23 protein-coding genes are annotated in these 22,822 nt (G+C 67.5%); 10 read left to right on the top strand and 13 right to left on the bottom strand.

Going from position 1 to position 22,822, the window contains the following annotated elements:
- The first annotated feature begins 4 nt into the window (after window positions 1-4).
- From KBA48_RS04040 to KBA48_RS04030, 3 genes are read left to right on the top strand one after another with little or no spacing between them, the layout of a single operon-like run.
- Window positions 5-901 (top strand): DUF58 domain-containing protein, encoded by an 897-nt coding sequence (locus tag KBA48_RS04040; protein ID WP_292903710.1) that lies wholly within the window; start codon window positions 5-7, stop codon window positions 899-901.
- Between the two features lie 4 nt (window positions 902-905).
- The gene (locus tag KBA48_RS04035) at window positions 906-3,638 is read left to right on the top strand and encodes a DUF4159 domain-containing protein (protein ID WP_292903709.1); all 2,733 of its coding nucleotides are present in this window, start codon (window positions 906-908) and stop codon (window positions 3,636-3,638) included.
- Window positions 3,635-5,716, top strand: a complete 2,082-nt coding sequence (locus tag KBA48_RS04030; RefSeq protein ID WP_292903708.1) for a hypothetical protein — start codon at window positions 3,635-3,637, stop codon at window positions 5,714-5,716. Before KBA48_RS04035 ends, KBA48_RS04030 begins: the two co-directional genes overlap by 4 nt.
- Window positions 5,717-5,722: 6 nt before the next feature.
- Here the strand turns inward: KBA48_RS04030 and KBA48_RS04025 are convergent, their stop codons facing one another.
- The 3 genes from KBA48_RS04025 to KBA48_RS04015 are packed head-to-tail and all read right to left on the bottom strand — an operon-like array spanning window position 5,723 to window position 8,585.
- Window positions 5,723-6,721 carry a site-specific tyrosine recombinase XerD gene (locus KBA48_RS04025; RefSeq protein ID WP_292903707.1) on the bottom strand — a complete coding sequence of 333 codons (999 nt, stop codon included), beginning with the start codon at window positions 6,719-6,721 and terminating at the stop codon, window positions 5,723-5,725.
- 3 nt (window positions 6,722-6,724) lie between these two features.
- Window positions 6,725-8,464, bottom strand: coding sequence for a hypothetical protein (locus tag KBA48_RS04020; protein WP_292903706.1), 1,740 nt, complete (start codon window positions 8,462-8,464; stop codon window positions 6,725-6,727).
- On the bottom strand, window positions 8,448-8,585 hold the full coding sequence (locus KBA48_RS04015) for a hypothetical protein (RefSeq protein ID WP_292903705.1): 138 nt from the start codon (window positions 8,583-8,585) through the stop codon (window positions 8,448-8,450). The genes KBA48_RS04020 and KBA48_RS04015 overlap by 17 nt, the downstream gene beginning before the upstream one ends.
- A gap of 259 nt (window positions 8,586-8,844) precedes the next feature.
- On the opposite strand from KBA48_RS04015, the gene KBA48_RS04010 reads away from it, so the two are divergent.
- From KBA48_RS04010 to phbB, 5 genes are all read left to right on the top strand, one after another.
- Window positions 8,845-9,402, top strand: a complete 558-nt coding sequence (locus KBA48_RS04010; protein WP_292903704.1) for a shikimate kinase — start codon at window positions 8,845-8,847, stop codon at window positions 9,400-9,402.
- 30 nt (window positions 9,403-9,432) lie between these two features.
- Complete coding sequence (aroB, locus tag KBA48_RS04005) at window positions 9,433-10,554, top strand: 3-dehydroquinate synthase (RefSeq protein ID WP_292903703.1); 1,122 nt, start codon at window positions 9,433-9,435, stop codon at window positions 10,552-10,554.
- 108 nt (window positions 10,555-10,662) lie between these two features.
- Entirely contained in the window at window positions 10,663-12,162 is a 1,500-nt protein-coding gene (locus KBA48_RS04000; RefSeq protein ID WP_292903702.1) for a sensor histidine kinase, read from the top strand.
- A gap of 126 nt (window positions 12,163-12,288) precedes the next feature.
- The gene (locus KBA48_RS03995) at window positions 12,289-13,464 is read left to right on the top strand and encodes an acetyl-CoA C-acetyltransferase (protein ID WP_292903701.1); all 1,176 of its coding nucleotides are present in this window, start codon (window positions 12,289-12,291) and stop codon (window positions 13,462-13,464) included.
- Between the two features lie 147 nt (window positions 13,465-13,611).
- Entirely contained in the window at window positions 13,612-14,334 is a 723-nt protein-coding gene (phbB, locus tag KBA48_RS03990; RefSeq protein ID WP_292903700.1) for an acetoacetyl-CoA reductase, read from the top strand.
- 36 nt (window positions 14,335-14,370) lie between these two features.
- Here the strand turns inward: phbB and KBA48_RS03985 are convergent, their stop codons facing one another.
- Entirely contained in the window at window positions 14,371-14,955 is a 585-nt protein-coding gene (locus KBA48_RS03985; protein ID WP_292903699.1) for an NAD(P)H-dependent oxidoreductase, read from the bottom strand.
- Window positions 14,956-15,051: 96 nt separating this feature from the next.
- Between KBA48_RS03985 and KBA48_RS03980 the strand changes: the two genes are divergently transcribed.
- Window positions 15,052-15,504, top strand: coding sequence for an NUDIX hydrolase (locus KBA48_RS03980; protein ID WP_292903698.1), 453 nt, complete (start codon window positions 15,052-15,054; stop codon window positions 15,502-15,504).
- 8 nt (window positions 15,505-15,512) lie between these two features.
- Here the strand turns inward: KBA48_RS03980 and KBA48_RS03975 are convergent, their stop codons facing one another.
- On the bottom strand, window positions 15,513-16,298 hold the full coding sequence (locus tag KBA48_RS03975; RefSeq protein WP_292903697.1) for an enoyl-CoA hydratase/isomerase family protein: 786 nt from the start codon (window positions 16,296-16,298) through the stop codon (window positions 15,513-15,515).
- 26 nt (window positions 16,299-16,324) lie between these two features.
- Window positions 16,325-17,089, bottom strand: a complete 765-nt coding sequence (locus KBA48_RS03970; RefSeq protein WP_292903696.1) for an SDR family NAD(P)-dependent oxidoreductase — start codon at window positions 17,087-17,089, stop codon at window positions 16,325-16,327.
- A gap of 110 nt (window positions 17,090-17,199) precedes the next feature.
- Between KBA48_RS03970 and KBA48_RS03965 the strand changes: the two genes are divergently transcribed.
- On the top strand, window positions 17,200-17,613 hold the full coding sequence (locus KBA48_RS03965; RefSeq protein ID WP_292903695.1) for a PaaI family thioesterase: 414 nt from the start codon (window positions 17,200-17,202) through the stop codon (window positions 17,611-17,613).
- A gap of 16 nt (window positions 17,614-17,629) precedes the next feature.
- Here the strand turns inward: KBA48_RS03965 and KBA48_RS03960 are convergent, their stop codons facing one another.
- The 7 genes from KBA48_RS03960 to cysK form a co-directional block, all read right to left on the bottom strand.
- Window positions 17,630-17,974, bottom strand: a complete 345-nt coding sequence (locus KBA48_RS03960) for an RNA-binding S4 domain-containing protein (RefSeq protein ID WP_292903694.1) — start codon at window positions 17,972-17,974, stop codon at window positions 17,630-17,632.
- A gap of 4 nt (window positions 17,975-17,978) precedes the next feature.
- Window positions 17,979-18,989, bottom strand: coding sequence for an alpha/beta hydrolase-fold protein (locus KBA48_RS03955; RefSeq protein ID WP_292903693.1), 1,011 nt, complete (start codon window positions 18,987-18,989; stop codon window positions 17,979-17,981).
- A gap of 58 nt (window positions 18,990-19,047) precedes the next feature.
- The gene (locus tag KBA48_RS03950) at window positions 19,048-19,623 is read right to left on the bottom strand and encodes an NUDIX hydrolase (protein WP_292903692.1); all 576 of its coding nucleotides are present in this window, start codon (window positions 19,621-19,623) and stop codon (window positions 19,048-19,050) included.
- A 190-nt stretch (window positions 19,624-19,813) separates the two neighbouring features.
- Complete coding sequence (locus tag KBA48_RS03945; protein WP_292903691.1) at window positions 19,814-19,963, bottom strand: entericidin A/B family lipoprotein; 150 nt, start codon at window positions 19,961-19,963, stop codon at window positions 19,814-19,816.
- A gap of 70 nt (window positions 19,964-20,033) precedes the next feature.
- Window positions 20,034-20,582 carry a nucleotidyltransferase family protein gene (locus KBA48_RS03940; RefSeq protein WP_292903690.1) on the bottom strand — a complete coding sequence of 183 codons (549 nt, stop codon included), beginning with the start codon at window positions 20,580-20,582 and terminating at the stop codon, window positions 20,034-20,036.
- Between the two features lie 54 nt (window positions 20,583-20,636).
- A complete protein-coding gene (locus tag KBA48_RS03935) occupies window positions 20,637-21,722 on the bottom strand; it encodes a TonB family protein (protein WP_292903689.1) in 1,086 nt (361 codons plus the stop codon).
- A 126-nt stretch (window positions 21,723-21,848) separates the two neighbouring features.
- Window positions 21,849-22,811, bottom strand: a complete 963-nt coding sequence (gene cysK, locus KBA48_RS03930) for a cysteine synthase A (protein ID WP_292903688.1) — start codon at window positions 22,809-22,811, stop codon at window positions 21,849-21,851.
- Between the last annotated feature and the right edge of the window lie 11 nt (window positions 22,812-22,822).

Genomic DNA, 22,822 nt, shown 5'->3' with positions numbered 1-22,822 from the left:
CGCGATGGACACACGTCACGCGCCCGCCGCCCTTCGCGCCCAGCACCGGGCGGAGGATCTGGCCCGCCGGCTGCCGCCGCTGCTGGTGGCGGCGGAGCGTATCGCCGCGACGGTGGCGCAGGGTGCGCATGGACGGCGCCGCGTGGGCACGGGTGAGACCTTCTGGCAGTTCCGCCGCTATCAGCAGGGCGACGCCCATAACCGCATCGACTGGCGTCAGACGGGCAAGTCTTCCCATGTCTTTGTGCGGGAGAATGAGTGGGAGGCGGCGCAGACCGTCTGGATCTGGCGTGATGACAGCCCGTCCATGAACTGGCGGTCGGGCCGCGATCTGGCCACCAAGCGTGACCGCGCCGATCTGCTGGCCCTGGCCCTGTCCGCGCTGCTGCTGCGCGGGGGGGAGCGGGTGCATCTGGCGGGCAGCGATGTGCCCCCGTCCTCGGCCCGCTCCATCCTGCCGCGTCTGGCCGACTGGCTGACGGGGCAGATATACAATCATGACGGGCCGGGCCTGCCGCCCACCACTGTGCAACTGCCCCGCCATGCGCAGGCCGTGCTGATCGGTGATCTGCTGTCGCCGCTGGACGATATCCAGGCCTCGGTGGCGGCCCTGTCGGCACGCGGTGCGCGCGGCCATCTGGTGCAGGTGCTGGACCCGGGTGAGGAGACCTTGCCCTATGCGGGGCGCGTGCGCTTCAAGGGGCTGGAGGGGGAGGGATCGCTGCTGGTCCCGCGTGTGGATGGCGTGCGCGATGCCTATCTGGACCGGCTGGCCGCTCAGCGTGACGGGCTGGCCGCCATTGCGCGCGCCGCCGGCTGGACCCTGACCCTGCACCGCACCGACAAGCCGCCGCAGACAGCGCTGCTGTCGCTGTGGGCCACCCTGTCGGGTGAGGGGTGAGGCCATGCTGAACCTGGGTCCCATCGCCTTTGCCGCCCCCTGGCTGCTGCTGGGGCTGGTGGCGCTGCCGCTGCTCTACTGGCTGCTGAAGGTCACGCCACCCAATCCGCGCACCGTCAGTTTCCCCGCCATCCGCCTGCTGGCCGATCTGGTGCAGCGGGAGGAGACGCCCAACCGAACGCCGCTCTGGATATTGATCCTGCGTATCCTGCTGGCGGCGCTGGTCATCCTGGCCTTGTCGCGCCCGTTGCTGAACCCGGCGGCCACCTTGCCCGGTGGCGGGCCGCTGCTGCTGGTCGTCGATAATGGCTGGGCGGCGGCGCGGGACTGGCCGGCGCGGCTGGCCGCCATGGACAATCTGATTGATCAGGCCGACCGGCAGGGGCGCCATGTCAGCCTGCTGGCCACCGCGCCATCGGCCAATGGCGACGCGCCCGCCCTGACGGGGCCGATGCCGGCCAGTGCCGCCAAACGGGTGGCCCAGACCCTGGCGCCGCTGCCCTGGGCCGTGGACCGGGCCGGGGCCGTCAGGGCGCTGCAAAGTTTCAAACCGGAAGGCTCTCCCTACATCGTCTGGCTGACCGATGGGGTCGTGACGGCCGGTCCGACCGGCATCGCCGATCCGGCGGCGGCGGAGATGGTCACCCTTCTGCGCCGCCTGGGCGCCATGGAGGTGCGGGGCGACGGGGCGGAGCGTCCGGCCCTGCTGATCCGGCAACCCGTGCTGGAAGGCACCGGCCTGCGTGTGCCGGTCGAACGGTCCGATACCGGTCTGCCGCTGCCCGTGACCTTGCGGGCCCAGGGGGCCGACGGCCGCCTGCTGGGGGCCGCCACCGCCACGCTGGCGGCGGGAGAGGGGCGGGTTGAGGTGGCGCTGGACCTTCCCACCGAATTGCGCAACGAGTTGGCGACCCTGCGGCTGGAAGGCCAGGATACCGCGGGCAGCGTCCTGCTGACCGATGAACGCTGGCGCCGCCGGCCCGTGGGCCTGGTGTCGGGCCGGGCCAATGGTGAACAGCCGCTTCTGTCCGACCTTTATTACCTGGAACGCGCGCTCGCCCCCTATGCCGAACTGCGCAAGGGGGAGATCGGGGAGTTGCTGGACCGCAGCCTGTCGGTCCTGATCCTGGCCGATGTCGGGTCGCTGGCCGATGTGGAAATCGCGCGGCTTCAGACCTGGATTGATGGCGGCGGGGTGCTGCTGCGCTTTGCCGGGCCGCGTCTGGCCCAGAATGCCGATGCCCTGATCCCCGTGCCCCTGCGGGCTGGCGGGCGGGCACTGGGCGGGGCGCTGTCCTGGGACAATCCGGCCGGACTGGCACCCTTTGCCGATGACAGCCCCTTCCACGGCCTGACGGTTCCTGCCGATGTGACGGTGAAGCGGCAGGTGCTGGCCGAACCCGGCATCGACCTTGCGCCCCGCACCTGGGCAAGGCTGGCCGATGGCACGCCGCTGGTCACCGCCGAACGGCGGGGGCGCGGCGCCCTGGTGCTGGTCCATACCAGTGCCGGGCCAGACTGGTCCAATCTGGCCCTGTCGGGCCTTTATGTCGACATGCTGCGCCGGGTCGTCGCCCTTTCCGCCGGGGTGGAGGGGGGGGAGGCCGCGGGCGTGCTGGCCCCGCGCGCCATCCTGGACGGCTATGGCCACCTGACCGACCCGCCGGGCACCGCCTTTCCGCTGGCCGCAGGCGATCTGGGCGGGGCCGTGGGGCCGCGCCACCCGCCGGGCTATTACGGGCCGGCCGAATCGCCCCGCGCCCTGAACTTGTCCCCTTCGGTTCCCGCCATGACCACGCCCGATGCGCTGCTGGCGGGCGTGCCCAAGGGGTTGTACGCTGGCGGCACCGAAACCGAGTTGAAGCCGACCTTGCTGACCATGGCGCTGATCCTGGGCCTGATCGATCTGCTGATCGCGCTGTCGCTGCGCGGGCTGCTGCCGCGCCTGCCAGGCCTGGGCCGGGGGACGGCTGCCGGTCTGGCGCTGCTGCTGGCGGCGGGCCTCTGCTTTGGCGATGCGCACGCCGACGATGCCCGCGCGATCGAGGCGACGGCCCAGAACTGGCTGGCCTATGTGCGCACCGGCGACGGGGCGGTGGACAATGTCAGCAAGGCGGGGTTGGAAGGGCTGGGCCGGGTGCTGGCCGACCGCACGGCCGTGGACATGGCGGGCGCCATGCCCGTGGATCTGGAGAATGACGACCTGTCCTTCTTCCCCCTGATCTACTGGCCGGTGACGGAGGGGCAGACCAGCCTGTCGGAGGCGGCGCGTACCCACCTGAACGCCTATATGCGCCAGGGCGGCATGGTGCTGATCGACACGCGCACCCCGTCCGCCGGCGACGGGCCGGGCGGCCCGGCGCTGGAGGCGCTGCTGCGCGGGCTGGACATCCCGCCGCTGGCCCCGGTCGGGGCCGAACATGTGCTGACCAAGGCCTTCTACCTGCTGGGCGACTTTCCCGGCCGCTACAGCGGGGGGGAATTGTGGGCCGAGGCGCGGGAGGATAATGCGTCCAATGACGGTGTGTCCTCCGTCCTGATCGGATCGAACGACTGGGCCGCCGCCTGGGCCATGGATGAACGCGGCCGCCCCCTCTATCCCGTCGTTCCGGGTCCGGAACGGCAGAGGGAAATTGCCTATCGTGTCGGTATCAATATTGTCATGTATGCCCTGACGGGTAACTACAAGGCCGATCAGGTGCATGTGCCCGCCATCCTGGAAAGGCTGGGCCAATGATCGGCCAGGATATCGCCTTTGCTCCGCTGATCCCGCTTTCGGCGCTGCTGCCGCTGGCGGTGCTGGCGGCGCTGATCGCGGGATACGGGCTGTACCGCCGGGCGCGGGGCGGCTGGTGGCGGCTGGCCGGGCTGACGGTCCTGCTGCTGGCCCTGTCCAATCCGTCGCTGGTGACGGAGAAGCGGGAGCCGATCAAGGATGTGGCGGTCGTCGTCATCGACCAGTCACCCAGTCAGAAGATCGGCGACCGTACCGCCCGCACCGAAAAGGCAGCATCCGCTGTGCGCGAAAAACTGTCCCGCTTTTCCGACCTGGATGTGCGGGTGGTGCGTGCCGGTGGCGGCGCGGATGGCACGGAGGTGGAGGAAACCCGCCTGATGGAGGCCATGACCCGCGCCGTTTCCGACGTGCCGCGCGGGCGCCTGGCCGGGGCCATCCTGATCACCGACGGGCAGGTGCATGATGTGGCGGCGTCCCTGCCGTCACTGGCTGATTTCGGCCCCGTCCACGCCCTGCTGACGGGGGAGAAGGATGAGGGTGACCGCCGCCTGACCATCGTGCAGGCGCCCAGCTTCGGCATCGTGGGCAAGGACATCACCTTCACCATCCGCGTCGATGATCTGCCCGGCGGCGGAGGTGATGATCTGGCCGGTGTCACCCTGCGCCAGGACGGGCAGGACCCGATGATGATGTCGGTGCCTGTGGGGCAGGAGGTGCCGATCACCCTGCCGCTGTCCCATGGCGGTCTGAACATCGTGGAACTGACGGCCGAGGCGGGACGGCGCGAGCTGACGCTGGCCAACAACCGGGCTGCCGTGGTGGTCAATGGCGTGCGCGACCGGCTGCGCGTGCTGCTGGTCTCGGGCGAGCCGCATGCGGGTGAGCGCACCTGGCGCAACCTGCTGAAGGCCGATCCCGCCGTCGATCTGGTGCATTTCACCATCCTGCGACCGCCGGAAAAGAATGATGGCACCCCCATCCGTGAGCTGTCGCTGATCGCCTTCCCGATCCGCGAACTGTTCGAGATGAAGCTGTCGGAATTCGACCTGATCATCTTCGACCGCTATAAAAAACGCGGCGTCATCAACAACATGTACCTGGCCAATATCGCCGAGTATGTGGAGAAGGGCGGCGCCTTTCTGGAGGCCAGCGGCCCCACCTTCGCCACGCCGATGTCGCTCTACCGTTCCCCCATCGGCACTGTCCTGCCGGCCGAGCCCACGGGGCGGGTGATGGAGGAACCGTTCAAGCCCACCGTGACCGATCTGGGCAAACGCCATCCCGTGACGGCGGGCCTGACCGATGCCGCCGACGGGGTGGGCCCCTGGGGCCGCTGGATGCGGCAGATCGACGTGACGGCGGACAAGGGCAGCGTGGTCATGTCCGGTGCCGAAGGCCGCCCGCTGCTGATCCTGGACCGGGTGGGCCAGGGGCGGGTGGCGCAACTGGCGTCGGACCATTTCTGGCTCTGGTCGCGTGGGTTTGAGGGCGGGGGACCGCAGGCGGAACTGCTGCGCCGTCTGGCCCACTGGCTGATGAAGGAACCGGAGCTGGAGGAAAACGACCTGCGCACCGCCGTGGATGGCAGCCGCATCACCATCACCCGCCGGTCGCTGGAACCCGATACAAGGCCCCTCACCGTCACCTCTCCCGCCGATCTGGCCCAGCAGGTGGAGATGCGCGACGGGGGCAATGGTCAGGCCGTGGGCACGCTGATCGCGTCCGAACCCGGCATCTGGCGCGTCACGGATGGGGAGAAATCGGCCGTTGCTGTTGTGGGGGCCGTGAACCCGCCGGAACTGGCCGATGTGCGCTCCACCCCCGAACCGCTGACCCCGGCGCTGAAGGCCACGGGTGGCGGCTTCTACTGGCTGGGAGGTGACGGATCACAGGTGCCCGGCATCCGCCGCGTGCGTCCCGACCGCGATGCCGCCGGTTCCGGCTGGCTGGGCCTGCGCGGCAATGGCGACCATGTGGTCACGGGCGTGACGCAGACCCCGCTGCTGCCCGGCTTGCCCGTGCTGCTGCTGGCCCTGGGCATGCTGGTCCTGGCCTGGCGGCGCGAGGGGCGGGGATAGGACGGATCAGCGCCGCTTGGCCGCGGACAGCGGATGATGCTGTTCCACGGTCTGGCGCAGGCGTTCGCTGACCACATGGGTATAGATCTGGGTGGTGCCGATATCGGCATGGCCCAGCATCTTCTGCACCGACCGCAGATCGGCGCCATGGTCCAGTAGATGGGTGGCGAAGCAGTGGCGCAGGACGTGCGGGCTGACCTTGGCCGGGTCCAGGCCCGCCATGATGGCCAGATCCTTCAGCAACTGCCCGAACCGTTGCCGTGTGAGCGCGCCGGAGGTGGCGCGGGACGGGAACAGGAAGACCTGCTGTTTGGCCTCCCGCCCCTTGGTCATGAAGAACGGCCGGTCGGGCAGATAGGCGGCGATGGCGTCGCGGGCGGGGGCGGAGAGCGGCACCAGCCGTTCCTTGCCGCCCTTGCCGCGCACGATCAGGGCGCGTCCGTCGCGGCCCAGCGCGTTCATGGGCAGGCCCACCAGTTCCGATACGCGCAGACCCGTGGCGTACAGCACCTCCAGCAGGGCGTTCAGCCGCCGCCCTTCCGGCGCGCCCAGCCGGGCCGCCGCTGCCAGCAGGGCGGCCACATCCGCCTCCGTCAGGATCTTGGGCAGCGACCGGCCCTGCTTGGGCGTGTCCAGCACGCTGGCCGGGTCCTCCGCCCTTTGTCCTTCCGATACCAGGAACTTGTAATATTGGCGCAGGGAGGACAGGCGGCGGGCCACCGTCTTGACGGCCGATTTCTCCTTGATCCGGTCGGCCGACAGATGCGCCAGGTAGGCGCGCAGATCATCGCTGGACGCCCGGTCCAGCGGGGACAGCCCGGCCTGGGCCAGGAAATGGGCCGCATCCACCAGATCTCGGCGATAGGCATCGCGCGTATTGGGCGAGGCGGCCCGTTCCGCCACCATCATGTCCAGGAAGGCATCGACCCAGGGCGGCGGTGGGGCCGCGGCCTTGCGCGGCCGCCCGGGCCGCGCCTTTGCCGGTTTTGTGCCCGCATCCGCCATGGTTTACGCCCCCGGCCGCAACAGGCCGGCAATCGCCTCCGCGCCGATGCGGCGGGCCTGCTCGGGCAGGCCGGCACGGCTGAGATTGATCAGGATTTCAGACAGATCCAGGGCCGGCGTGCCGATGGGTCCATCCTTGCCCATGGCATTGACGGCATCCAGCAGCACCGCCCCCTTCACCTGCCCCGCCGGGGCCGACCCGTCAGCCAGCGGCGGCAGGGGCGCATCCTTGCCGCCATGCAGGGCGGTCAGCAGGATCAGCACCCCATCGGCCGTGTCGCGGGCGCTCTCGCCCCCCAGATCCCTGATCCAGCGGGCGCGGTCGAAATCCGTTTCCCGAACCAGATCATGGGCGGCTGCCAGGGGCCACAGCCGGGCAAAAGCACCCTCATCCTTGGAAGCGTTGAAATCGTCGCGGGCCAAATTGATCCAGGGCAGGGCCGCTGTCTTTTCCCCCTGCAGCAGATGCAGGCGGGCGACCAGCGGGGCGATGGAGGCAAAGCCCACTGTCAGGCGGAATTGCCGCGCCTCCTCCAGCAGCAGGGCGCCATAGGCGCCTGCCTGCTGTTCGGTGGAACTGGCCAGCATGGCGACCTTGAACAGGCCGGCCTTGGCCGCTGGCGTCGGCTCCGCCCGCAGCGCCTTCAACACCTGGGCGCGCAGCAGCGCTGTCGGCTTCTTGGCGGTCGCCACGGTCAGCAGCTTGGCATCCGCGTCAGGCACGCTTTCATAGATGGACAGCAGCCCGGCCCCGTCCAGCCCACCCAGCGCCAGGGCACGCTCGGCAGCGGCCAGACGCTGCGGCAGCGGCAGGCTGGTCAGCCGCGCCAGCGCGGCCAGCGGGCCCGGACCTGCCAGCTTGGTTTCCGGCGGGAAGGGCCGGCCGGAGACCAGGATCAGGGCCAGTTGCGTGGCGGTCGGTTCCAGCACGCCCTTGACCGGCGTCTTGTTGCCGGCCACCACCCCTTCGGCCAGCCGGGCGAACAGGTCGTCCTTGTCGCCCTGTTCGCGCATCAGGTCGAGAGAGAGATAGACGGCATCGGTCTGGCCATTGGCGACCTGGCAGACGATCTGCCATTTCTGCCAGACCGGATGCTGGAACCGCGACAGCAGGCCCGGCGCCTGATCACAGGCCGCCTGGCGGTTGCCGGCGAAGAACTGCATCTCCAGCCAGGCCAGGGCCGCCCCCTCATCCTCCAGCACGGCGGGCGCCACATTGCGCAGGGCGTCGGCCCCATCGGCATTGCCGATGCGCAGCAGCGCCTCTGCCCGCAGGGCGGCGAAATTGCGGGTCTTTTCCCCGCTGCCCAATCCGTCGGCGGAGGTCAGCAGCAGGCTGCTGGCGGCCGCGCGCAGGGCGGGGCTGGTCAGACCGGCGGGAATGCCGGCGACCAGCGCCTCCACATCGGCGCGGGGCAGGCCGTGCCACAGGTCGGCCGGCAGGCCGCCATTGTCGGGGCCCAGCGTGCCGGCCAGTTCCGGGTCCTGCGCCTTCAGTTCCTCCACCATCACGCCGCGCGGGGAACGGGCATCACCGGTGGCGGGCGGAGCCGCCAGCTCTTCCCCGACCGGCTGATCGGGGGCCGGTTCCGCCATGGGCTGCGTGGCCTGCGGCGGCGGGAACAGCGACAGGGGCGCGCCGGTGGGCGCGGGGCTCTGCTGGGCCAGAACGGCCGGTGCCAGCAGGACCAGGGCCAGTGCCGTCAGCCCGCCCAGGCGGTGGCGGTTACTTGAAGCGGTCATTCGGGATCACCCGTTCCACCGGCTGCGTAGGGGCGGGCAGGTCGACGCTGGCCAGCACGGCGACACCGCCGACACCGACAAGAACAACGACCAGCAGCAGAATCTTCAACAGCATGCTCATGGAAAAAGGCTTCCCGAACGCGAAGGTGACAGGTGTGCCGCATGGATGGAGGGTCCAGCCATGCGTCGGCGACCGGTTCCGGTTCCGCTTTTCCCTTGGCTCCCAGGGTTGGGTGGACCCACCCCCTCGTGCTATGGAAACGTCCGTTCCGGTGGCCTTGCCCGCACCATAGCGCCCATGCCAGGGGCTGGCAATCGCGCCACCATCCGCCATCCCGGCTACGCCCATTGTGGGGCCGGCAAGCTGGACGTTGGAGCCCATGTCCGTGACGGTGCTGCCCATCCCCAAGACACTGGTGCTGATCGGCCTGATGGGGGCCGGCAAGACCAGCATCGGCAAGCGGCTGGCGGCCAAACTGGGCCTGCCCTTCGTCGATGCCGACCATGAGATCGAACGGGCCGCCGGCTGTACCATTCAGGAAATCTTCGACCGGTTCGGGGAAGCGGGCTTCCGCGATGGGGAGCGCCGGGTGATCGCCCGGCTGCTGGACCAGCCGGTGCAGGTCCTGTCCACGGGCGGCGGCGCCTTTATGGACGAAGCCACCCGCGATGTGATCCGGGAACGCGGCATCTCCATCTGGCTGCGTGCCGACCTGGACCTTCTGGTCCACCGTACCGCCCGGCGCGACCATCGGCCGCTGCTGCGCCATGGTGACCCGCGCGCGGTTCTGGCCCGGCTGATGGAGGTGCGCTACCCCGTCTATGCCCAGGCCGACCTTACCGTGGACAGCGATGACAGCCCGCCCGATGTGACCACCGACCGCGTCGTCGTCGCCCTTCGCCAATGGCTGGGTGATACCGACAGCAGTGCCGCCTGACTGCCGTTTCAAGGATTGCCGGAACCGATCATGACCAGCCCGAGCACCATCGTCCCCGTCGCCCTGGGTGACCGTTCCTATGACATCCATATCGGGCCGGGCCTGATCCGCAATGCAGGCACCCTGATCCGTGATGCCGTGGGCAACCGCCCGCTGGTGGTGCTGACCGACAGTGCCGTGGCCGAGTTGCATCTCTCCCCGCTGCTGGACAGCCTGCGTGCCGCCGGGTCGCGGGTGCTGGACCCGATCGTGGTCCCGTCGGGAGAGGCCAGCAAGGATATGGAAAAGCTGGGCGAGGTGATGGACGCCCTGCTGTCGCGCGGGATCGAGCGCAAGACCGTGCTGGTGGCTTTGGGCGGCGGCGTCGTGGGCGATCTGGGTGGCTTCGCGGCGGCCATCGCCCTGCGCGGCATCGACTTCATCCAGGTGCCGACCACGTTGCTGTCCCAGGTGGACAGTTCCGTGGGTGGCAAGACCGGCATCAACAGCCGCCATGGCAAGAACCTGATCGGCGCCTTTCATCAGCCGCGCCTGGTCCTGGCCGACACGGACAGCCTGAAGACCCTGCCCAGGCGCGAGGTTCTGGCCGGGTATGCCGAGGTGGTGAAATACGGCCTGATCGACCGGCCGGATTTTTTCACCTGGCTGGAAGCCAATGGCAAGGCGCTGGTCGATGGCGATGACGCCCTGCTGACGGAGGCGATCCGCGTCTCCTGCGCCGCCAAGGCCGATATCGTGGGCCAGGACGAAAAGGAATCGGGCCTGCGCGAGCTTCTTAATCTGGGCCATACGTTCGGCCACGCGCTGGAGGCGGAGGCCGGGTACGGCACCGCGTTGCTGCATGGGGAATCGGTGGCGATCGGCATGGTCATGGCCTTTGACCTGTCGGTGCGCATGGGCCTGTGCCCGGCCGGGGATCTGGCGCGGGCCAGGGCGCATCTGTCATCGGTCGGCCTGCCCGTATCGGCGGCCCATCTGGGCGGCGGGACCTGGACGGCGGACAAGCTGGCGGCCCACATGGCCAAGGACAAGAAGGTCAAGGACGGGCGCGTCACCTTCATTCTGGCGCGCGGCATCGGCAAGGCGTTCCGCTGCGCCGATGTGACGCTGGAGGATGTGAAAACGGTTCTGGCGGCATCCCTGGCGGGATAGGCCCGGACGGGCAGGGACCAGCCGGCGAACCGTCGCGTACCCCATTGAGCTTTCGGTGGAGTTCCGCCAGCATCATGGCGGGGCAACCGGCTGTCGGAGGGCTTTCGCATGGGCGCTGGTGGCTGGCGGTCCTGGCCTGGAAAGACGTTGCGCGCGCTGACGGACACGTTCCTTCCCGTCGCGATGCGTCAGGCCGGCGTTGACGAGAAGGCGCTGCTGCGTGCCCGCGCCTTCATCCGCATCACCCTGCTGATCCTGGTCGGCATCCTGGTGCTCTATGCCATCTGGGCCGTGAACGAGGGGCCGTTCGATCCGGTCAGCCTGACCTGGGCGGCCTATGCGGTGCTGGTGGCGTGCAATCTGGTGCTGGTCCGCATGACGGGCCGTTTCCATGAAATCACCATCGCCAACAACCTGGCCGGGCTGAGCCTGATCGCCATCCTGCTGCATTACACGAACGGGGTGGCATCGCCGCTGGTGCCGCTGTTCCTGACGGCCCTGGCCACCACGGGCAATTTCGGCGGCAACCGCGCCATCCTCTATTTTTTCGGCGGCTTCCTGACCGTGATCACCGGCACCTATGTGTGGCAGCTTTACAGTGGCGAGGCGCCGCCGGACATCCATAGCCGATTCGCCTTCCTGCTGACGGCGCTGCTGCTGCTGGTGCTGGCCAACCTGTCGTCGCAATCGGCCCGGACCAAGACGCGGCGCATGCTGGCCCAGGCACGCGACGCCGCCATCGAAGGTCGCCGCCGGGCGGAAAAGACCCTGGTTGACCTGCGTGACGCCCAGGCGCAGATGATCCTGCAGGAAAAGATGGCCAGCCTGGGTTCCATGGTGGCCGGGGTAGCGCATGAGGTGAACACGCCGGTGGGACTGGCCGTCACCGGCGCCTCGCAACTGCGCACGGAGACGGCGCAGATCCTGGCGCTGGCGGCGCAGGGGCAGTTGCGGCGGTCGACCTTCGACGAATATCTGAAGCTGGTGGACGAACTGGCCACCCTGATCGAAAAAAACGCCGCGCGGGCGGCGGAACTGATCCAGTCCTTCAAGGAGGTGGCGGTGGACCAGTCGTCCGACGCCCGCCGCCCGTTCGACCTGCGCAGCTATGTGGGTGAGGTGCTGGCCAGCCTGTCGCCCCGCATCCGCCATGCCGGGCACAAGGTGGAGATGGCCCTGCCCGAGGGGATCGAGATGGATGGCTATCCCGGTGCCATGGCGCAGGTGGTCACCAATCTGGTGATCAATTCCATCGTCCATGCCTATCCCGACGGGCGGCGCGGCGGCACCTTGCGGCTGGCGGCGCGCCGGCTGGACGGGGACATGGTCGAACTGGCCTACAGCGATGACGGCAAGGGCATTCCCCGCGACCTCTGGCCCCGCATCTTCGAACCGTTCTTCACCACGAAACGCGGCATGGGCGGATCGGGCCTGGGTCTCCACCTTCTTTACAATATCGTCACGGTGCGTATGGGCGGTACCGTGCGGGTGGGGGCAGCCCCCCAGGGCGGGGCGCTTTTTACCCTGACCTTCCCCCGGATAAGCCCCGGAAAACAAGCGGAGCCGCCGGAAACCAGCCTGTCCATCGACCATGTTGCAGTGCAATAATGCGGTTGTGTCAGGGCTGTCGTGGACCCGTCGCTTGCGTGGCCGGGTCCCTTCCGCCTAAGCTTCCGGGGTGATGGCGACAAGCAGGGGCCGGATCCGGACCCCGCACGTGTGAGGAGAGGAACCATGGTCGAAGTGGTAATTGCCGGTGCGGCCCGCACCCCGATCGGCGCGTTCAACGGCGCGCTCGGGTCGGTGCCCGCGCACAAGCTGGGCGAAGTGGCCATCCGCGCCGCCCTGGAACGCGCCAAGACCGACGCGGCGGAAGTGAACGAGGTGGTGCTGGGCCATGTGCTGACGGCAGCCCTGGGCCAGAACCCGGCCCGTCAGGCCGCCATTGCCGCCGGCATCCCGTCCGGCCGCACCGCCTATGCCATCAACCAGATCTGCGGTTCCGGCCTGCGCGCCGTCGCGCTGGGGTACCAGTCGCTGCTGCTGGGCGATACCGACATCGTGGTGGCCGGCGGTCAGGAAAGCATGAGCCTGTCGCCCCACGCCATGTATATGCGTGGCGGCACCAAGATGGGTGATACGGCCCTGGTCGATACCATGATCAAGGACGGCCTCTGGGACGCCTTCAACAACTACCACATGGGCCAGACGGCCGAGAATGTGGCCGCCAAGTACGGCATCACGCGGGAGGAGCAGGACGCGTTTGCCGTGGCCTCCCAGAACAAGGCCGAGGCCGCCCAGAAGGAAGGCCGCTTCAAGGATGAAATCGCCGCCGTGACGGTCGCGGGCCGCAAGGGCGACGTGATCGTCGATACCGACGAATATCCCAAGCACGGCACCACCATCGAAACACTGGCCAAGCTGCGCCCCGCCTTTTCCAAGACGGGCAGCGTCACCGCCGGCAATGCCTCTGGCATCAATGACGGCGCCGCCGCCCTGGTCCTGATGCGTGCCGACAATGCCGCCAAGCGTGGCGTCGCTCCGCTGGCCCGTATCGCGTCCTGGGCCACCGCCGGCGTCGATCCCACCATCATGGGCACCGGCCCCATCCCGGCCAGCCGCGAGGCGCTGCGCAAGGCCGGCTGGTCCATCGACCAGTTGGACCTGATCGAGGCGAACGAGGCCTTCGCGGCCCAGGCCATCGCTGTCAACCGCGATCTGGGCTTTGATCCGGCCAAGGTCAATGTCAATGGCGGCGCCATTGCGCTGGGCCATCCGATCGGCGCGTCGGGCGCGCGCGTGCTGGTCACCCTGCTGCATGAGATGATCCGACGCGATGCCAAGAAGGGTCTGGCGACCCTGTGCATCGGCGGCGGCATGGGCGTCGCCCTCTGCGTCGAACGCGACTGAGGCCAGGTTTAAGCGGGGGTGCCAAAAGCACCCCCGTTCGCTTTCAGGGATTCGGACACCTGAGGCACATCAAGGCGGCACGCTGCCGTCAGTATATCATTCAGTTATTTTCAGCCGGCCTTAAGGCCACAGCAACGGGGGAAACAAATGGCACGAGTGGCATTGGTGACGGGTGGTACGCGCGGCATCGGCGAGGCGATTTCCGTCGCGCTGAAGGATGCCGGCTACATCGTCGCCGCGAATTACGCCGGCAATGACGCGGCGGCCGCGGAATTCACCGAACGCACGGGCATCAAGGCCTATAAGTTCGACGTTTCGGATTTCGAGGCCGTGAAGGCGTCGGTGGCGCAGATCGAGGCTGAACTGGGGCCGGTTGACGTCCTGGTCAACAATGCCGGCATCACGCGCGACGGCACCATGCACCGCATGAGCTTCGAGCAGTGGAACGCCGTCATCCAGACGAACCTGACAAGCTGCTTCAACACCTGCCGCGCCGTGATCGACGGCATGCGCGAGCGTAATTTCGGCCGCATCGTCAATATCGGTTCCATCAACGGCCAGGCCGGCCAGTATGGCCAGGTGAACTATGCCGCCGCCAAGTCGGGCATCCATGGCTTCACCAAGGCCCTGGCCCAGGAAGGCGCCGCCAAGGGCATCACCGTGAACGCCATCGCGCCCGGCTATATCGACACTGACATGGTCCGCGCCGTGCCGGCCGACGTTCTGAAGAAGATTGTCGCCAAGGTGCCGGTGGGCCGCCTGGGTCAGGCGTCGGAAATCGCCCGTGGCGTGCTGTTCCTGGTGGCGGACGAGGGCGGGTTCATTACCGGCTCCACCCTGTCCATCAATGGCGGTCAGCACATGTATTGATACGTGTGGGGGCAGGCGCTGTTTGCGGCGCCTGCCCTACGCCCCTGCCTTCCCCAGCGCCTCCATGCGCTTGATCAGCCGGTCGCGCCGCTCCGCCGGCATGTTCTCCACCATGCCGATCAGCGTGTCACTGTTGGGGCCAAGACCGGCAAAGCCCAGGACATTGCGTTTGAAGCTGCGCACCCCGTGTGACAGGAAATAGAGCCGGTAGAGCAGGGCCGGCATGCCCATGGTCACGATGCTGCGTGTGCTGCATCCGGCCAGCCGGCGGGCGCTGGCAAAGCCCTTTTCCGGGTCGGTCAGCAGGAAGGACGGCCGCGCCACCTGTTCCAGAAAGGCCTTCATTAAGGCCGGTACATCGCCCAGCCAGAGCGGGAACAGGAAGACCAGATGGTCGGCGGTCAGAATGGCGCCCTGGGCCGCCTGGATATCGGGCGGGACGGACCCTTCCTCCCATTCCTTTTTCGACCGGATCAGCGGGAAATCCAGCGCGTTCAGCCGCAGCATCTCCACGCTGTGCCCGGCGGACAGGGCGCCGTCCAGATAGGCATCGGCCAGCAAATCCAGCAGGTGGCCATTCCCGGCATCGGGATGACCATGGATCAGGGTGATGGTCGCCATGACACAAATCCCTTCTCGCCCGTTCTCGCCTGCAGGATAGGATCGCGTCGGCGTTCGTGCCTTGACGCTGGTCAATCCAGGGGCTGAAAATTAACCATGTCTGACCTTCCCCCCACCCATCCCCGCGTCGGCGTCGGCTGTCTGGTCTGGAAGGACGGGCAGGTCCTGTTGATCCGGCGCGGAAAGCCGCCCGGCTATGGTGAATGGTCCCTGCCCGGCGGGTCGCAGGAACTGGGCGAGACGCTGTTCGAGGCGGCGGTAAGGGAAGTGCGGGAGGAGACGGGCGTGGTCGCCCATGCGCGATCCATCCTGACCGCCGTGGACAATATCGTCCGCGACAGGGACGGCACGCTGCGCTTCCACTACACCATCGTGGATGTCACGGCCGACTGGCTGTCGGGGGAGCCGGTGCCGGGTGATGATGCGCTGGACGCCCGCTGGGCCACCCAGGCCGATTGTGAGGCGCTGGTGACGTGGGAGCCGCTGAAGCAGGTCCTGCGCGCAGCGTTCTCCACCGTCGCCGGGCAGGTCGCCGCTCCCCCGGTTTGAACCGCCGGTCACCGGCCCTCGAAATCCACGGGCCGCTTCTCGAAGAAGGCCGTCCGGGCGGCGCCATGGTCGGCGGTGGCGATCAGCAGGGATTGGCCCACCTCCTCCGCCCGCAGCACATCGTCCAGCCCCTGCGGCCAGGCGGCCAGTACCCGCTTGATCGCCGTCACCGCACCCGGCGCGGCATCGGCCAGCCGCCGTGCGCGCGTCAGGGCCGTGGCCAGTATCTCGGCGTCGGGGACCAGCACATCGGCGATATGTTCGGCGACCGCCGCCTCTCCGCCCACCACGTCGCACAGCATTAGCAATTCCCGCGCCCGGCCCAGGGGGACACGCTGTGGCAGCGACCAGAGCAGGCCCAGGTCGGGCATCAGCCCCACCTTGCCGAACGCCGCGCAGAAGCGGCTGCCGGGTCCCACCACCACCAGATCGCAGGCCAGCGCGATGGAGAAGCCGGCGCCGAAGGCCGCCCCCTCCACCGCCGCCACCACGGGCTGCGGCAGGGTGGCGATACGGCGCACGATGCCCTGACAGGACCGCATCATCGCCGTGCCGCCCAGCGGATCGGATGCCTCCATCCCGCCCAGATCGCCACCGGCACAGAAGGCGCCGCCGGCACCGGTCAGGACCACGGCCCGGATGGTGCGGTCGGCGGCGATCCTGTCCAGGATAGACGTCAGCGCGGCGACCAGTGCCGGCACCAGGGCGTTCCGCTTTGCCGGCAGGTTCAGGCGGACCAGGGCGATGGCGCCATGCTGTTCCAGGATGATGGGATCGGTTGCCGGGTCCGACATGACTGTTTCCCCCCTACCGTTCCCGTTCATTTCGGCGGCATGCGCAGGGCGCCGTCCAGGCGGATCGTCTCCCCGTTCAGCATGGCGTTTTCCACGATGTGGCGGGCCAGGGCCGCATATTCGTCGGGATGACCCAGGCGGGAGGGGAAGGGGACCTGCTGGCCCAGACTGTCCTGCGCCTCCTGCGGCAGACCCAGCATCATGGGGGTCAGAAAGATGCCGGGCGCGATGGTGACGACGCGGATACCGCTGCGCGCCAGTTCGCGGGCGATGGGCAGGGTCATGGAATGCACGCCGCCCTTGGACGCGGCATAGGCGGCCTGGCCGATCTGCCCGTCGAAGGCGGCGACCGACGCCGTGTTGATGATCACCCCGCGCTCCCCATCGGCATTTACCGGCTCCAGCCCGGCCATGCCGGCGGCGGCCAGACGCAGCAGATTGAAGCTGCCGATCAGGTTCACCTGGATGACACGGGCGAACAGGTCCAGATCATGCGGTCCGTTCCGGCCCAGCACCTTGGCCGGCGGGGCGATGCCGGCACAATTGACGGCGATGCGGGCGGGTCCGTGTGCGGCCGCAGCCGTGGCCAATGCCGCCGCCAGACTGTCACCGCTGGTCACATCGGCCTGCACGGCCACACCGCCGATCCGTTCGGCGACCTGACCGGCCGCTTCGCGGTTGATGTCCAGCAGCGCCACCCGTGCCCCGGCCGCTGCGAATGCCTGTGCCGTGGCCGCTCCCAGCCCCGATCCGCCGCCACTGATCACCACGGCGCGACCCTGCAGATCCATCCCGTCCTCCCTGGCCTTATGGTTTCCGGCCCCAGGGATACGATTTATTTATACGGATATCAACGTTTATGTATAATAAGCGCGAGGTAAGAACACACAGGTGAGGGGAGATGGAAACGCACGAAACGCTGCGGGCGGCGGGCTGGCAGCCGGAGGAATGGGCCGATTATGCCGGTCTGGTCGGCCCGTTCTGGCGACGGCGGGAAGGGGAAAGCGTGGCCTATGGCATCCTGTGCGAGACCAAACATCGCAATGAACAGGGGACCATCCATGGCGGCATGATCGCCACGCTGGCCGATCACGGTATCGGGCTGATTGTCTGGGACAGCGTCGATCGCCGGCCCTGTGCCACCATCCAGATGAATATGCAATTCATCGGCGCCTGCCGCGTGGGTGACTTCATCGTGGCGCGGGGGGAAATCCTGCGGGCGGGCCGCAGCGTCATCTACGCCCGTGGCATGCTGACCGTTGGTGACCGTTCGGTCGCCGGCGTGGACGGGGTGTGGAAGCTGCTTGAAAAGTAAAGCGCGGCCAATGGGTTTACAGGCGCGGCAGCCGTGCCTCCGGCGTCGGCGGGTCCAGGTCCTCATACAGCGCCTGCGCCTCCGGGGCCGGCCCCCGCCGCGCCGCCAGCGCCTTCACCCGGATCACCCGCACATAGGCGCCCAGCGGGAAGGTCAGCACATCGCCGACCTTCACCACCTGGCTGGCCTTGGTCACCAGCACCCCGCCCAGGCGCAGATTGCCGGAACCCGCCAGCTTGGCCGCCTGGCTGCGGGTTTTCAGGAAGCGGGCGTACCAGAGCCATTTGTCCAGCCGCAGCCGGCCCTTGGCCATTTCGGCGGCATCGGACGGGTCAAGGGCGGTGATGTCCTGATCGGCCATGCGCTCACCCGTTCAGGGCGCGGACCAGGAAGGGCAGGCTTTCATCCATCCGGTAATCGACCGAGGAATGGTCGTCGGGGAATTCCTCATACCGGTGGCCGATACCCAGCGCTTCCAGGCGGCGGTGCAGGCGGCGGGCACCGTACACCAGATTATACTGGTCCCGGTCCCCGCAATCGATGAACAGGCCCTTCAGCCCGCGCAGGGATTCCGCGTGTTTCTCCACCATGAGGGCCGGGTCCCAGGACAGCCAGTTGGCCCAGCGTTCCTCGATCAATTCGCACGTGTCGGGCGTCACGGGCAGGCGGATGCCCAGATACTGCGACGGGTCAGGGTCATAGGTGGCGGCCATGCACAGGATCATCAGGACATGGGTGTCCTTGCCATCCACCTTGCGCGCCGTTTCGAACGCATTCATGAACCGCTCGATGGAGCCGCCATGGCGGCCCAGCGACCGCAGCACGCCGGGCATGTCGGGCAGGTAGCAGAGTTCGAACCCCATATCGCCGGAATGGCAGGCCGCCGCCGCCCAGATATCGGGCCGCAGATAGGCATGGGCCAGCGCGCCATAGCCGCCGCTGCTTTTCCCGAAGATGGCCCGCCGGCCCGTGCCGCCACAGGCAAAGCGCCCTTCGACAAAGGGCACCATCTCGTCGCACAGGAAATCCATCCAGCGGCCCATGGCGGTGGAATTGATGTACTGGTTGCCGCCCAGGCGCGTAAAACAATCGGGGAAGGCGACGACGGCCGGTGCCATGGCCCCGCTATCGATCAGCCGGTCCAGACGTTCGGGCAGGTTCTCCCCGAAATTTTTCCAGTTGGTATGGGCGGGTCCGCCCGCCGTATAGCCGACAATATCGACCAGCAGCGGCAGGTCGCGCCCATCATGTCCGGCCGGCACATAGACATGCACCGCGCGCGACGGGCTGTCGCCCAGCAGGTTGCCGCGCAGCACCTGGCTGTCCAGCGTCAGGCGGTGGATGGTGCCCTGGGCGGCGGTGTGGGAACGGCGCATGCTTCCTGTCCGGCTGTTGGTCGCTTCTGTTCGCGACTGTGCCCGGACAGGGCAGCGGTTACAAGCCCTCCACGGGCGGCGGCGGGTTGGTGCCGGGTGCAAAGCCCGTCTGCTCCCGCCGGTCCCGCCATTCATGCAGGGCCCAGACGACGCTGGGAAAGGCCAGTTCGTCCCAGGGAATATCCTTCCAGGGGAACATGCCCACTTCCAGGCTTTCCGGCCCCGCCGCAATGGCAGGATCGGAAAGGCGGGCACGGTAGATCATCTGCACCTGGGAAATGCGGGGGATGTTATAGACGGCCAGCAGGGCGTCGATGGCGATGCGGGCCCCCGCCTCCTCCATCGCTTCCCGCGCGGCCCCCTGCTCCGTCGTCTCGGACAGTTCCATATAGCCGGCGGGCAGGGTCCAGAACCCTTTGCGCGGCTGGATGGCGCGGCGGCACAGCAGGAACCTGTCCTCTTGGTCGGTGACCACGGCCCCGACGACGATCTTGGGATTCTCGTAGGCGATATAGGAACAATCGGGACAGACCAGCCGCTCCCGGTCCTCCCCCGGCGGCACCATGCGCACACGCGGACCGCTGCTGGGCGGTGGCGGCGACAGGCTGGCAGGGTCGGCGGGGGGCGTGCTCATGGCCGTCACCATGACGCCAACGTCCCGCCGGGGCAAGCCTGCTAGAGCTGTTTTCGGATGACCGGAAACAGCTCCGGCGGCAATGGCCGCCGCGCCGCATGTGCGGCGTAGCCAAGCTGCGGATGCAGCGCCGGCGATTGAGGTCTACAAAAACCGCTTCGCCGTCGCTCCCGCAACCGGACGCCGGTTTTTAGTTCTTGGCGTCCTGGGCGGTGCTTTCGATGGCCTTGCCGCCGGACTTCACGTCCTTGCCCACGCCTTCGACAGTATTGCAGGCCGACAGCGCAAAGGCGGAAAGCAGCAGCGGGATCGCCAGGGTCAGGGTACGTTTCTTCATCATGTCCTCTCGCATCGAAACCGGCCATCAGCCGGCGATGCGGGGGTAACAACCGAAAGCGGCGTTTGTTCCATCACCCTCGTTCAACGAGCCAGGGCCAGCGGGCGCGGTAGCTGTCGGCCTTGATCCGGTACTGAGGCGGATTGTCGGTGCGGGGATTGGGGGACAGGATGCCGGCGGCCAGATCGTCCAGCCCATAGGGCGCCACCACCTCGCCTGACGCCGACATGCCGACACAGGTACAGCGCACCAGGAAGCCGGCAATGCCGTCCTGGCTGCTTGCCAGCGGCGGGATCACCGTGCCGAATCGCTGCGGGTACCAGAGATGGACACGCGCCTGATTGCGCACCTCCACCTCCACCCCCAGATCGGCATAAAGCGCCGCCGCCCGCCGGATGACCGCATCCTCGGCCTCCCAGCTTGTGTCCGGGTCGTAATAGAACAGGTCGTAATCCTTCACGCCCCAGCCGGGGTCGCGCCCGTCCCGCGCATTCCACACGGCCTGATAAAGACACCCCGCCACCAGATACGCCTGATCCAGGCCCAGAGAGGGCAACTGGTCCAGGATGGTGGCGTTGATGGGGTTGGCAAGCACCAGGGCGCGGAAGGCGTCGGGGGTCATGTCGCCGGCCCTTCCCGCCAACCGATATTCTGCATCGACATGTCGGGCCCCCCTTTATCCGGGCGGCATTTCGTCAATCAGGGTGAAGGTGGTTCCCGGATCCCCACTCACTGAGATTTGGCAGTTGCCCCATTTGGCCGGAACGCTCCAGGTGACATCGGCCGCCGCCTTTGTCTCATATGTTTTTCGGTTACAACGGATAGACACCATGTCCACACGGCCGTTCACATTGGTCAGCGACAGCATGCGATGAGTGGGGACATAAGACCAGTCGGGCTTGGCCATGTCGCAGATGACGGGGCGGCATTCGGTTGGAATACGCCCGGATACGCCCAGGGGCTGGCCGGATTGACCGATCGCGCGCAAACGGTTCAATCCCTCCAGGAGAGGATCGCCTTTCAGGTCGATGCCCTCTTGCTCCAGCTTTGTCGCCGTTTCTTCTGCATCGGCGACAAGCCCAAGGGTGAGTTCAATGCCTAGACGTGTCCGCAACAGGCCTCCGGAGTCCGTCGTCGCAATCACATTTGAGTTCATTGGCATCTGCTGGACATAGCGAAGTGCTATGTCCGATCGACCGCGCTTCACCATGATCACTGAGCGCCGTAGCAAAGCGTTTGCGACTTCGTGAATACGGGTGCTTTCGGCTTCGACCTCGTCAAGCAACGTCTCCGCCCCGTCCAGGTCACCTGCCGTGAGAAGGCTCTGCACTTTCTGCATTTTCTCAGCGATTCCCGGCGTGTTTGTCCGCCCGGGTGTACTGATCCTGTAGAAGAAACGCATGGGCACGTTCGCCGTATCGACCGCGACGCCATTTTCCTGCTGTGGATTGACGATCCGACATTTTGCCAAGGCACGGGCAGCGGCTTCGGCGAAATCCGTACTGCCGAAAAGACTCCGGATAGTGATATCGGCAATGCTCCCGTCCGCCTTCGACGTGAAGCGTAAATCAACCCAGCCCTCACGCTCGCCCCTGGCTTCGATTTCGGGATAGGACTGGTTGCCATTGCACTTGAAATCGAAACCGGTGACAGTGCCCCGCAGCGGCGTTGGGATGCGGGTACCCGGAGTTTGCACCTGTGCCAGTGCCGAACTGGCCCAAAGCATACTGGCGATTATGATTCCGACGGAGGCACGTCGCATTTATTTCCTCCACGATACCCTTACCGCCCACGCTGGTAAGTCGTGAGAAGAATGCAACGCATAATATCAGCGATGCAAGCCGGGATGCATCCGGTCTCCTGGGCGCATCCCGGTTCCTGCCGTCCCTTACTCCAGCCCCTCGAACAGGGCGGTGGACAGGTAACGTTCGGCGAAGCTGGGCAGGACGACCACGATCAGCTTGCCCTTGTTCTCGGCCCGCGCGCCCACCTCGAACGCGGCGGCCAGTGCGGCACCGGACGAGATGCCGACGGCCAGACCTTCCGTCCGGGCTGCCTCACGGGCCAGTTCGAAGGCGCGGACGTTGGAGATGCGCAGCACTTCGTCGATCAGTTCCTTGTCCAGGATGTCGGGCACGAAACCGGCGCCGATGCCCTGGATCTTGTGCGGGCCGGGCAGGCCGCCGGACAGGACGGGGCTGTCCTCCGGCTCCACGGCCACCACCTTGAAGCCGGGCTTGCGCTGCTTCAGGACCTGGGCCACGCCCGTCAGGGTGCCGCCGGTGCCCACGCCGGAAATCAGGATGTCGGCCTTGCCCGCCGTGTCGGTCCAGATTTCCTCTGCCGTGGTGGCGCGGTGGATGGCGGGGTTGGCCTGGTTCTTGAACTGCTGCAGCACATAGGCGCCGGGCGTGCTGGCCAGCAGTTCCTCGGCCTTGGCGATGGCACCCTTCATGCCCTGCGGGGCCGGGGTCAGGACCAGTTCGGCGCCCAGCAGCTTCAGCATCTTGCGCCGCTCGATCGACATGCTTTCCGGCATGGTCAGGATCAGGCGATAGCCCTTGGCGGCGGCCACGAAGGCCAGCGCGATGCCGGTATTGCCGGATGTCGGCTCGATCAGGACGGTACGGTCGGGGGAGATTTTGCCCTCGGCCTCCGCCGCCTCGATCAGGGCCTTGCCGATACGGTCCTTGACGCTGGACAGGGGGTTGAAGAATTCCAGCTTGGCAACGACATCGGCCACGACGCCATGCTTGGCCGCCAGCCGGTTCAGGCGCACCAGCGGCGTGGCGCCGATCGTGTCCAGGATGCTGTCATAGATCTTGCCACGGAATTCAGGGCTGGCGGACATTTCACATCTCC

This window comes from Niveispirillum sp., assembly GCF_017996735.1.
GTDB lineage: Bacteria > Pseudomonadota > Alphaproteobacteria > Azospirillales > Azospirillaceae > Niveispirillum.
This window is presented reverse-complemented; position numbering and strand designations above follow the sequence as displayed.

Coding starts and splice junctions, on each gene's coding strand:
- KBA48_RS04040 (WP_292903710.1), top strand. CDS start 5: ATGGACACACGTCACGCGCCCGCCGCCCTTCGCGCCCAGCACCGGGCG.
- KBA48_RS04035 (WP_292903709.1), top strand. CDS start 906: ATGCTGAACCTGGGTCCCATCGCCTTTGCCGCCCCCTGGCTGCTGCTG.
- KBA48_RS04030 (WP_292903708.1), top strand. CDS start 3,635: ATGATCGGCCAGGATATCGCCTTTGCTCCGCTGATCCCGCTTTCGGCG.
- KBA48_RS04025 (WP_292903707.1), bottom strand. CDS start 6,721: ATGGCGGATGCGGGCACAAAACCGGCAAAGGCGCGGCCCGGGCGGCCG.
- KBA48_RS04020 (WP_292903706.1), bottom strand. CDS start 8,464: ATGACCGCTTCAAGTAACCGCCACCGCCTGGGCGGGCTGACGGCACTG.
- KBA48_RS04015 (WP_292903705.1), bottom strand. CDS start 8,585: ATGAGCATGCTGTTGAAGATTCTGCTGCTGGTCGTTGTTCTTGTCGGT.
- KBA48_RS04010 (WP_292903704.1), top strand. CDS start 8,845: ATGTCCGTGACGGTGCTGCCCATCCCCAAGACACTGGTGCTGATCGGC.
- aroB (WP_292903703.1), top strand. CDS start 9,433: ATGACCAGCCCGAGCACCATCGTCCCCGTCGCCCTGGGTGACCGTTCC.
- KBA48_RS04000 (WP_292903702.1), top strand. CDS start 10,663: ATGGGCGCTGGTGGCTGGCGGTCCTGGCCTGGAAAGACGTTGCGCGCG.
- KBA48_RS03995 (WP_292903701.1), top strand. CDS start 12,289: ATGGTCGAAGTGGTAATTGCCGGTGCGGCCCGCACCCCGATCGGCGCG.
- phbB (WP_292903700.1), top strand. CDS start 13,612: ATGGCACGAGTGGCATTGGTGACGGGTGGTACGCGCGGCATCGGCGAG.
- KBA48_RS03985 (WP_292903699.1), bottom strand. CDS start 14,955: ATGGCGACCATCACCCTGATCCATGGTCATCCCGATGCCGGGAATGGC.
- KBA48_RS03980 (WP_292903698.1), top strand. CDS start 15,052: ATGTCTGACCTTCCCCCCACCCATCCCCGCGTCGGCGTCGGCTGTCTG.
- KBA48_RS03975 (WP_292903697.1), bottom strand. CDS start 16,298: ATGTCGGACCCGGCAACCGATCCCATCATCCTGGAACAGCATGGCGCC.
- KBA48_RS03970 (WP_292903696.1), bottom strand. CDS start 17,089: ATGGATCTGCAGGGTCGCGCCGTGGTGATCAGTGGCGGCGGATCGGGG.
- KBA48_RS03965 (WP_292903695.1), top strand. CDS start 17,200: ATGGAAACGCACGAAACGCTGCGGGCGGCGGGCTGGCAGCCGGAGGAA.
- KBA48_RS03960 (WP_292903694.1), bottom strand. CDS start 17,974: ATGGCCGATCAGGACATCACCGCCCTTGACCCGTCCGATGCCGCCGAA.
- KBA48_RS03955 (WP_292903693.1), bottom strand. CDS start 18,989: ATGCGCCGTTCCCACACCGCCGCCCAGGGCACCATCCACCGCCTGACG.
- KBA48_RS03950 (WP_292903692.1), bottom strand. CDS start 19,623: ATGAGCACGCCCCCCGCCGACCCTGCCAGCCTGTCGCCGCCACCGCCC.
- KBA48_RS03945 (WP_292903691.1), bottom strand. CDS start 19,963: ATGATGAAGAAACGTACCCTGACCCTGGCGATCCCGCTGCTGCTTTCC.
- KBA48_RS03940 (WP_292903690.1), bottom strand. CDS start 20,582: ATGACCCCCGACGCCTTCCGCGCCCTGGTGCTTGCCAACCCCATCAAC.
- KBA48_RS03935 (WP_292903689.1), bottom strand. CDS start 21,722: ATGCGACGTGCCTCCGTCGGAATCATAATCGCCAGTATGCTTTGGGCC.
- cysK (WP_292903688.1), bottom strand. CDS start 22,811: ATGTCCGCCAGCCCTGAATTCCGTGGCAAGATCTATGACAGCATCCTG.